The sequence below is a fragment of the Robinsoniella sp. genome (assembly GCF_034124845.1).
The window spans coordinates 1-9,228 of sequence record NZ_JAWYAJ010000055.1 but is presented as its reverse complement, the minus strand read 5'-3'; the positions used below and the strand labels follow the sequence as shown (position 1 = coordinate 9,228).

Annotated in this window: 8 protein-coding genes; 2 read left to right on the top strand and 6 right to left on the bottom strand. The window is 42.1% G+C overall.

Features of this window, described 5'->3' with window-relative positions:
- Window positions 1-250: 250 nt before the first annotated feature.
- Complete coding sequence (gene malQ / locus ACH2DQ_RS02935) at window positions 251-1,771, top strand: 4-alpha-glucanotransferase (RefSeq protein ID WP_394915958.1); 1,521 nt, start codon at window positions 251-253, stop codon at window positions 1,769-1,771.
- A gap of 169 nt (window positions 1,772-1,940) precedes the next feature.
- Window positions 1,941-2,684 carry a lysophospholipid acyltransferase family protein gene (locus ACH2DQ_RS02930; RefSeq protein ID WP_394915959.1) on the top strand — a complete coding sequence of 248 codons (744 nt, stop codon included), beginning with the start codon at window positions 1,941-1,943 and terminating at the stop codon, window positions 2,682-2,684.
- Window positions 2,685-2,747: 63 nt separating this feature from the next.
- On the opposite strand, the gene ACH2DQ_RS02925 is transcribed toward ACH2DQ_RS02930, so the two are convergent.
- From ACH2DQ_RS02925 to ACH2DQ_RS02900, 6 genes are all read right to left on the bottom strand, one after another.
- The gene (locus ACH2DQ_RS02925) at window positions 2,748-3,746 is read right to left on the bottom strand and encodes a reverse transcriptase family protein (RefSeq protein WP_394915960.1); all 999 of its coding nucleotides are present in this window, start codon (window positions 3,744-3,746) and stop codon (window positions 2,748-2,750) included.
- A 333-nt stretch (window positions 3,747-4,079) separates the two neighbouring features.
- Window positions 4,080-4,310: a DUF6783 domain-containing protein gene (locus ACH2DQ_RS02920; protein WP_394915961.1), complete on the bottom strand. Its 231-nt coding sequence runs from the start codon at window positions 4,308-4,310 to the stop codon at window positions 4,080-4,082.
- A gap of 94 nt (window positions 4,311-4,404) precedes the next feature.
- Window positions 4,405-6,768: an ABC transporter permease gene (locus ACH2DQ_RS02915; protein WP_394915962.1), complete on the bottom strand. Its 2,364-nt coding sequence runs from the start codon at window positions 6,766-6,768 to the stop codon at window positions 4,405-4,407.
- A 1-nt stretch (window position 6,769) separates the two neighbouring features.
- Window positions 6,770-7,528, bottom strand: a complete 759-nt coding sequence (locus tag ACH2DQ_RS02910) for an ABC transporter ATP-binding protein (protein WP_394915963.1) — start codon at window positions 7,526-7,528, stop codon at window positions 6,770-6,772.
- A gap of 1,170 nt (window positions 7,529-8,698) precedes the next feature.
- Window positions 8,699-8,869: a hypothetical protein gene (locus ACH2DQ_RS02905; protein WP_394915964.1), complete on the bottom strand. Its 171-nt coding sequence runs from the start codon at window positions 8,867-8,869 to the stop codon at window positions 8,699-8,701.
- Window positions 8,870-8,871: 2 nt separating this feature from the next.
- Entirely contained in the window at window positions 8,872-9,114 is a 243-nt protein-coding gene (locus ACH2DQ_RS02900) for a hypothetical protein (RefSeq protein ID WP_394915965.1), read from the bottom strand.
- Window positions 9,115-9,228: the final 114 nt, after the last annotated feature.

Below are 9,228 nucleotides of genomic sequence, written 5' to 3'. Positions count from 1 at the left end.
TATTATATACAAAATCCGCGTTTTCTTCAAGTATAGATTTTAAACGAGTAATTTTAAGTTACCAGTTATCCTCTATTGGCGTAGCGGATAGCTATTTTTTAATTTGACGGTTATCTATGTATGTTAGAGCCTGTTTGAAAAACGGGAATCATACAAATTCACTGAAAATGTGGCAAGGATTCTTCTTGAATCCCTGTGCAAAGTCCAGTATAATAAACACCATAGTACGTATAACGTAAAGGAGAATTTTATGGTTAATACAAGTAAAGAAGAGGATACAAGGCGGCTGTCAGGCATCCTGGTGCATCCTACTTCCTTTCCATCCCCTTATGGTATAGGCGACCTGGGAAAAGGTGCCTATGAATTCATCGATTTTCTCCAGGAATCCAGCCAGCATCTGTGGCAGGTCCTCCCCCTTGGACCTACCGGATTCTGGAATTCCCCCTATCAAAGCCCTTCTGCATTTGCCGGCCAGCCATTATTAATCAGCATTGATGATCTGGCTGAACTGGAACTGCTGGAAAAAAATGATCTCCGGGAAATACCTGTGTGGAAAGATCCCAGGAAAGTGGATTATATTGAAGTAAGGGAATACAAAGAGTCTCTTTTTCAAAAAGCCTATGCTGCTTTTAAGCACACGCCCAATAAGATGCTTCTGGAAGAGTATGATGACTTTTGTACTGCAAATGTGGAGTGGCTGGAAGATTACAGCCTCTTTATGGCGCTGAAAGATAGCCGGGAAGGTGAATGCTGGGCTGACTGGGAGGAAGAATTAATCGCTCCTGTGCCGGAAGTACGTGAGCATCTGGAAAAAACCTTAAAAGATGAAATCCGCTATCACAAATTCCTGCAGTTTATCTTCTTTTCCCAGTGGGCAAAATTAAAAGCATATGCCAATGAAAAAGAGGTATTTATCATCGGAGATATCCCGATCTTTGCAGCATATGACAGCGCAGATGTGTGGGCGGATAAGGAACTGTTTCAGCTTGACAGTGCAGGCCATCCCACCAGAGTATCCGGTGTTCCCCCGGACTATTTTTCTGCCACCGGTCAGCGCTGGGGCAATCCGCTCTATGACTGGGACGTTCATAAAAAAGATGGCTATCAGTGGTGGATCAGAAGAATTGCACATCAGCTGAAAATGGTTGATTACCTGAGGATAGACCACTTCCGGGGATTCGAAGCATACTGGTCCATCCCTGCGGAAGAAGAGACTGCCTTAAATGGCAAATGGGTCAAGGGTCCCTGCGAAGAACTGTTTCTATCCATTCAAAAAGAACTGGGGGACCACCTCCCGATTCTGGCGGAAGATCTGGGAATCATCACGCCTGATGTGGAGTGGCTCAGGGATATGTTTCATTTTCCCGGTATGCGTATCCTGCAGTTTGCATTTCAGGATATGGGGGAAAGTACTTACCTTCCTCATAATTTTACCACTACCAACTGTATCTGCTATACCGGCACCCACGATAACGACACCACCACCGGATGGTATCAGAATCTGCCGGATGAGTTAAAAGACAAAATCCGAAGATACGGGAACACCGATGGAGGCAATATAAGCCTTGATCTGATCCGTTTCTGCATGGGTACAATTGCAAGATTCGCGATTTTCCCCATACAGGATATTCTTCAGCTTGACAGCAGACACAGGATGAATACACCCGGTGTTGCCGAAGGAAACTGGGAATTCCGATATGTTTCACAAGATCTGGACTCCGGGCGTGCCAGATGGCTGCGTGAGACCGCTCATTTATTTGGGCGGTATTAATACTAATCCGGTCTGAAACTACAGTGCCGGTACCGACCGGATGCAGCACAAGAGCGTGTTTGTTAATTACTTTCTGCAATTGTGTATCACACATTGTGGGAGACGAAACATTTTCAGACCTGATCTCATACATAAGAGATCACTAACTTCGTAGAAAAGAGAAAAAAAGATGATACGTTTTATTATTGTAGTAATTGTTGTAGTAGGCTTTCTTATTTTATCCATTCCAATCCTGATATTTGAATGGATCCTTGGCAAATTCAATCCCAGGCTCAGAGATATTTCATCTCTGCGGCTGGTTCAAAACGTTTTTAAGCTGGTTTTATTTGTAAGCGGAACTAAAGCAACCATTATCGGAGCTGAAAATGTCCCCCAGGATGAAGCAGTTCTGTACATCGGGAATCACAGAAGCTTTTTTGACATCCTGCTTACCTATTCCAGATGCCCCGGACTGACGGGCTATGTTGCAAAAGACGGGATGGAAAAAATCCCCCTGCTGTCCCACTGGATGAAACGGCTCTACTGCCTGTTCCTGAACCGTGAAGACATTAAGGAAGGTCTGAAGACAATTCTTAAGGGCATTGAACAGATCAAAGCCGGCATTTCCATGTGTATCTTTCCCGAGGGTACCCGGAACAAAGTGGCAGATGCCCCCATGCTTCCCTTTAAAGAAGGCAGCATGAAAATGGCTGAAAAAACAGGATGCGCCATAATCCCCATGGCGATCACAAATTCCGCGGAAATATTTGAAAATCATTTTCCAAAAATACGTTCTGCACATGTGATACTCCAATACGGTGCGCCAATTTACCCAAAAGAATTGAGCAAAGAGGACCGGAAATTCCTTGGGGCATATACGCAAAAAGTAATACAGGGAATGTTAGATGAACATAAGACTCTTTCTCTAAAATAAAAATATAAGAAGGAATCGTATCCTGGAAATAATCGGATACGGTTCCTTCTTTATATGGGAAAACTACCTGTTTACTCTCTCATTCTGATTTTTTCTTAACCGCTCCCTTGCCGCCCTAAAATATTCATCCTGGGGATTAACCTGGAGGACAAAGTTAATTTTACCAAGCATCTGCTGTAGATATCGTTCAGCCCCTTCTTTTGATCCAGACTCGTCATGATTCATATGCTCCAGATGAGATGCTGCACCAAATTTAAGGCAGTAATATACTTCCTGGCGCAGTTTTTTTCTGTATTCTTTTGATACCTGGGGCTTTTCATTGACTACAATTCCGGTTACCGCCTGACGCTGTCCTGCCAGGAGTAATTTCGTCTTCTTCTCATTTAATTCAAAACCAATTACCTTTAGGAAACTGCGGACCTTATTTTTCACTTTATATGCTTCAAAGCTGCCGGAAAAAGTCATGTCATCACAGTATCTGGTATATGTAATTTTGCGTTCTCCACACCAATTTCCCATGTACTCATCAAAAGGCTTCATTACAAGATTTGATATTGCTGCTGAGGCGGGTGCTCCCTGAGGCAGACAGCCGTTATAACAGCAGAGATGGGTCAGCAGCGTACCTACTGAAGGTGGAAAACGGTCACTGTGAAATACGCTCTGGTACACCAGTATAAACGGTATGCTTCCAAAAAAATCATGAATATCCAGTTTCAGAATTTTTTCCTGTCCGGTATGGCAGGATACATTGTTGAGGATGGTGACTCCCTTACGATAGGCAGTTGCATATGACGATACCGTAAGACCATCCAGTATATGATGCAGAATATTTCTCTGTACCAGTTTCAAAAGTGTGTCTGGTATGCAGAGTTTTCGGCAGGTACCGTCCTGTTTGGGAATTACTGCTGTGTGGTAGTGATCCGATATATGGTTGCTAAGAGCATACAGACAAGCGATCTGGCGTTCCTTGGACCAATTCATCTCTCCAAACAGTTGAAATTCCGTAAGCAGCTTCCTGCAATGTTCCCGGGTGCAATATTTCCACAAGCTCTGATCTCCCATGACTTACCTCCATCTTATGTATTTCAAACCGGACATTCAGATTCAGGCAGCTGACAGAGGCAAAACAAAAAGGTGATACGTAAAATGCGAAGCTGTACGAGCCGAAGGCGGCGGTGCACAAGCAGTGTGCAGAAGTACATCGCAGCAGTTTACGGTGTGCAGGCAGACCTGCACCAATCTTCAATCATACATATCCGGACAGCGACTCGCTGCCCGGCCAGAGAAAATATCTCCGGAAATACTAATGCCTCTGTCAAACTAGTGCCGGGTGGTGTATTTACGCCGGGTGGCACTATGTCTCTATCATACCATAAGTGAGAAAGATCTGTAAATTTATTTTAACTGATTCTCGTATCGCCTGGAATTCCTAGAGCGTATTTTAAAATTGCTTTCTGGCAGCTGTGCGTCACACTTTGTGGGAGATTTGTCCCGGATGAAGGGCGACAAGCGTACTACGTAACCTGAATTCGGGGCAAATATACCGCAAAGTGGGGCGTTCAGATGGCGGGAATGAATTTTCAAACACGCTCTGGCGCCGTGATACGTTGGGTGCAGGCATGTCACGGGTCTTTAAATACCATTAACGCCATAATTAAATGATAGGATATCATGAACTCTGTAATTTAATTAGGAATATCATGAACTCCATAATTCATTTTTACTCCGTAATTAAGTTATATGGAGTAATCTTACGTATTCTGCCGGCAATCAAATAACCTAATACATAGCTTACCACGATAATTCCAACTATAATTCCAGCAACCCCCAGCGGCTGTATGATAAAATTCGCATTCATGACTCCCAGGCTTTTAAATAACACAGAGATAACCCGATTCATTGTCAGCATGCTGATGATTCCCCCTGCCACTGCACCGGCTGCAATGGGCGGCATCAGGCTGAATATAATCTGCCGGATGATTTGTCCTGTCGTAAAACCGATGGATTTCTGGATTCCATAATACCGTTTCTGCCTGGTAATCATCATCCTTATTATCAGATATAGCACCAGGGTAATAACGAGAACCGTCGTACACAAAATGCCAATTGCAATAATGGTTGTCATTTTTGAATATATATTGATGGTACTGAAGATGACCTCTTTGTTTTTCGTAAGGGAAATTTCATCCTCTCCGTACATTTTATTAATATGATCCTGAAAGACCGCAAGCGCCCTGTCATCACTCTGGTTCAGATATACATATAGATTACTTTGCTTAAATGCGGGCAGTATTTCTTCAATCCCCGTCTTCGTCACCATGATGTCCATGCCCAGATAAAAGGATCCCTGTGTAAGTCCCGTCACCAGATATTCTTTCTTTTCATTTCCGGATTCTACTGTGATGGTGTCACCGATCTCCTTTCCAAGCACCTCTGACAGCAGTGCACCCATCGCTGCTTCATTATCATGTTTGGGATAACGGCCTTTATAAATGGTATTGTTTTCAATCACCTGAAAATCTTCTAATACCGTAGCCATGCAGTCGGTACCATTTACCCTGGTACTGAGTGTATCGTAATAGAATGTCTTTCTTACATTATCCATATCCTGAATTTTATTTTGAAAGGATCCTGCTTTTTCATTTTCCGGTACTACTGCTACGAAGTCGGCCATTTCGGCTCCTATAATGTTTAAAAAGGAATCTTTATCCAGCGCAATATTATAATACATGGTCCAGGCAAATAATGCCACAAACGTCAAAAAGGAAATAATAATGCCAATCATAACGTTCTTTTTTGTATTCTGCAATGCATTCTTAGCAGCTAAAAGTAAATTCAGGGTTCCCTTGGATTGATCCAATGCAATTACATTTTTTCGGAAACTGTGAGTTGCGATTCCTCCCCGGATCGCCAGAATCGGATGAAGATGATTGATTCTGCCGGAAGCAAAAAATGCAATGCTGCCCGTTATTATTAGAATCAATACAATCACGATGATACTGATGGCGGCATGGAATCCCTGATGCCACACAATTCCAGTCTGGGCAGAGAACAATTCATTGATCAGAGGCAGAACGCCATAAGATGCCAGGACTCCCAGGACGGCGCCTATACCTCCGATCACGGCAAACTGCAGTACAAAGGAAATGACGATTTGTCCGCTTGTGTATCCCAGTGCTTTCAGTACTCCTACATTTTTCATGTCCTCTTCGATCATATTAATAATCCGAAAACGGATTACCACCATACTGATCAATACAATAATGAGTGCAAAGCTAATCATAATCGAACCGCCAATATTGGATGTGAGCGTTCTCGCTCGTACCCCCAGTACCGCATCCTGACACCACAGATTCATCGCAGTTCCCTCCAGACGCTGCGCTCCGGACATCTGTTTCTTAAAATCCGAAGTCAGATTCACAGAATCCCGATAATCATCCATCCTTGCGGAAACCAGCGTTCCAAGATTATTCCATTCTTTGGATTTCTCCTGGAGATTCTTAAAATCCCCTTCTTTTAAATATGCGCCTATTCCCCCCAGATTAATGGAACTGGTGAGGGATACATCCTCGATAAAACCTGCTATGGTAAACTCATAGGTTTTGTGGTTGAACTGGATATCGAAAGTTTCCCCTATTTTATGATATCCTCCGGTTTTCATAATATAAGGCAGGTAAATTCCATTCTGAATGGATGCATCTTCTTCTACCATATTGAGTTTTGAAATATCCCGGTCATCTCCCAGACTGGTAATTAAAAAGACCTGCTCCAGCCTGCTGTCACCGTAGGGCAGGGATGCCCCCGGGAAGATCAGAACCTGCTGAGTCTCAACCTGGTTTACCCCTTTATAATTCTGTATAAATGTAAGATACTGATCATCTTCATCACTTTTTGGCAGTGCCGCCATAAAATGCGCTCCGTTCAGTTCTTCCATCCGGTTCAGGAAAGAACGCTGGTAATTAAAGAATACCAGTGCTCCTGTATTTAAGATCGTTACTGCAATGACAATTAATAAGAACAATGACAGCATTTGCCCTTTGCTCTTTTTCAGATAAGATTTCATCAGCATCCCTGTAGTTTCCATCTTACCACCCCATTTCTTCCAGGAAGTCACGCAGTATACCTATGCGCTTGTGATCATTTTCATCATAATCTGTTAAGCGGCATTCTCCACAGATGATACCGTCCTTGAGATAAATGATACGATTTCCCCTCAGCGCAGAGCGCAGATCATGTGTCACCATAATAATACTCTGCCCTTCCTGGTGGCAATTGGAAAAGGTATCTAAAACTGCTTTTCCATGAGCGGAATTCAGTGCACCTGTGGGTTCGTCGGCAAATACGATTTCCGGCCTGTTAATAAGTGCGCGGACGATTCCTGCTCGCTGTGCTTCTCCGCCGGATAACTGGGACGGGAACTTCTTCCACAGATTTTCTTCCAGTCCTACCTGCTTTAAAAGTTCTTTTCCCCTTTCCGCCACTGACTTTTTATTCTTATCCGCCAGCAGACCAACCGCCATAACATTATCCAATACACTCATATTTTCCAGCAGGTAAATCTGCTGAAAGACAAAACCGCAGTGTCTGCGCCTGAAAACCGCAAGCTTGTCATTGCTGTAGCCGGATATCTTTGTATTCCCATAGTAGATGTCTCCAAGGGTGGGTTTATCCATGCCTGACAGCGCATATAAAAGAGTGGATTTTCCCGCCCCGGATGCGCCCATTATTACGGTAAAATCCCCTTTCTCAAAACTGATGTCCAGATTTCTCAGTACATGCTGTTGTACTCCGTCATTTGAAAACGTCTTACATAATTTATTTGCAGATAATATTGTCTCTCCCATTTCTCTCCTCTTTCAGGCAAATACATGCCCCTATAAAATAAGATTACCAGTTACGATAATCTCATTCTACACGGAAAATTCTTAGCGTGTCTTTAGCGGATTCTTAACCAATCCTTAAATTTGCACTCCGAAGCACTCATAGAACAAGGCATTTATTTATGATACCGTATCCATGTGTATGATCTTTGCTCTCCACGCTGGTTAATCTTGAATACAAATAATATGGACTGAGGGATGAATTGGCTTTCCGTATTACTTTATACACTTGACTTCCTCCGTTTGTTGTTTGCTGTTTTGTAACTGTCTTTATTGTACCATATAAAACACGCTCTAGAATAAAAAAGGCCGGAGCCTCAAACGCTTGTAAGTATAAAATGTAAGGTATTTATATAAAAGGCATAGATATACCCCCAGGGAGTAATTCCCCGGAGGATTTTGTTACATAAAATTTCAGTGCATTAAAAGTACCATTTAATACATCAGGAAACTTTTATAATTAAAAATAAGTTATCATCTGGGCAATACCATTATAATTGCAGTTCAAGAAAGCGGGTCGTTTTATATGTTAGGAACATTAATTTCTGAAAATTATAAAATTGCACTATTCATTGTTATTACTTTAAGTATTATAGCTGCATTGATATTTATCAAGCTACGAAACTGGTATGGTATGGAGTACAAGCATAGTTGTGTAATAATGTTGATCATAGCTGCCATATTATACCTAATCTCGGATGAATCTGAACCATTTGTCTATTTGGCTACTTTACAGGTAAGTGTATTAAGCTGTGTCAGTGATATTGTATTCGTCCCACATCTAATAGGGCGCCGCATAAAAAATGAGTATGCTAAGGAAGCAATCTTACACGCTGTTTATACGTATGCAGCTATATTTATTTACTTTATGTTGCTGAAAGCCGATGATAAGCACATATTGTATACTATTTTTTCTTAGAGATTGCAAATTATGTCTACCTGTTTTCATCTCTCTGATATCAAGCCTTTTCTCTGTACTTTATACTGGCCGTAGCTTTCTTGATACCATCGATATACATATCTTTGTAAGACTGTATAGCGTTGTTGACTTGCCCTAATTGGGTCTTGTAAGTCTTCTAATAAGTCCCTTAAAGGTTATCGGGCAATAAAAAAACCACTCTTTCAAGTGGTTGATTAATATCGTGTAACTATTCCGTTTTCGTCTGGCACCGGATTTACCAAAGCCATAAACTTCTTAAATTCCTCTTTTGCAGCTTCCGGTGCATCCGGTCTAATATGCCATTGTTCGTCCTCTCCGATATAGGCATACCCATTTTTCATAAAGTCCGGTTCCTTCATTCCCATATTTACACACTCCTTAATATTTTTTCGAATTTATTTCCAAATATTTTAGCAAACTCCCGAGGAGATGCCCCGCCAAAATATTCCTCAAATGCCAATACACTCCTATAAAAATCATATTCAAATCCCGGCTTGCCTTTCATATATCGTAGCGAGTTAGAAACATGGTGCCCATATTCATGTACTCTTTGCAAACAGCCATTACTTTCCATGTTTTCTGCATTCATCTGGTCATCCTCTACTTTCATGGGATGAGGTCCTTGTATGTCCAGTCTTGCCGGAAAGAGACGATCCTCGGAAGTTCATTAATCTTGAACTTTTGGTATTTGGGGGAATAGGAATCGTCGAAATCCCATTGCTTA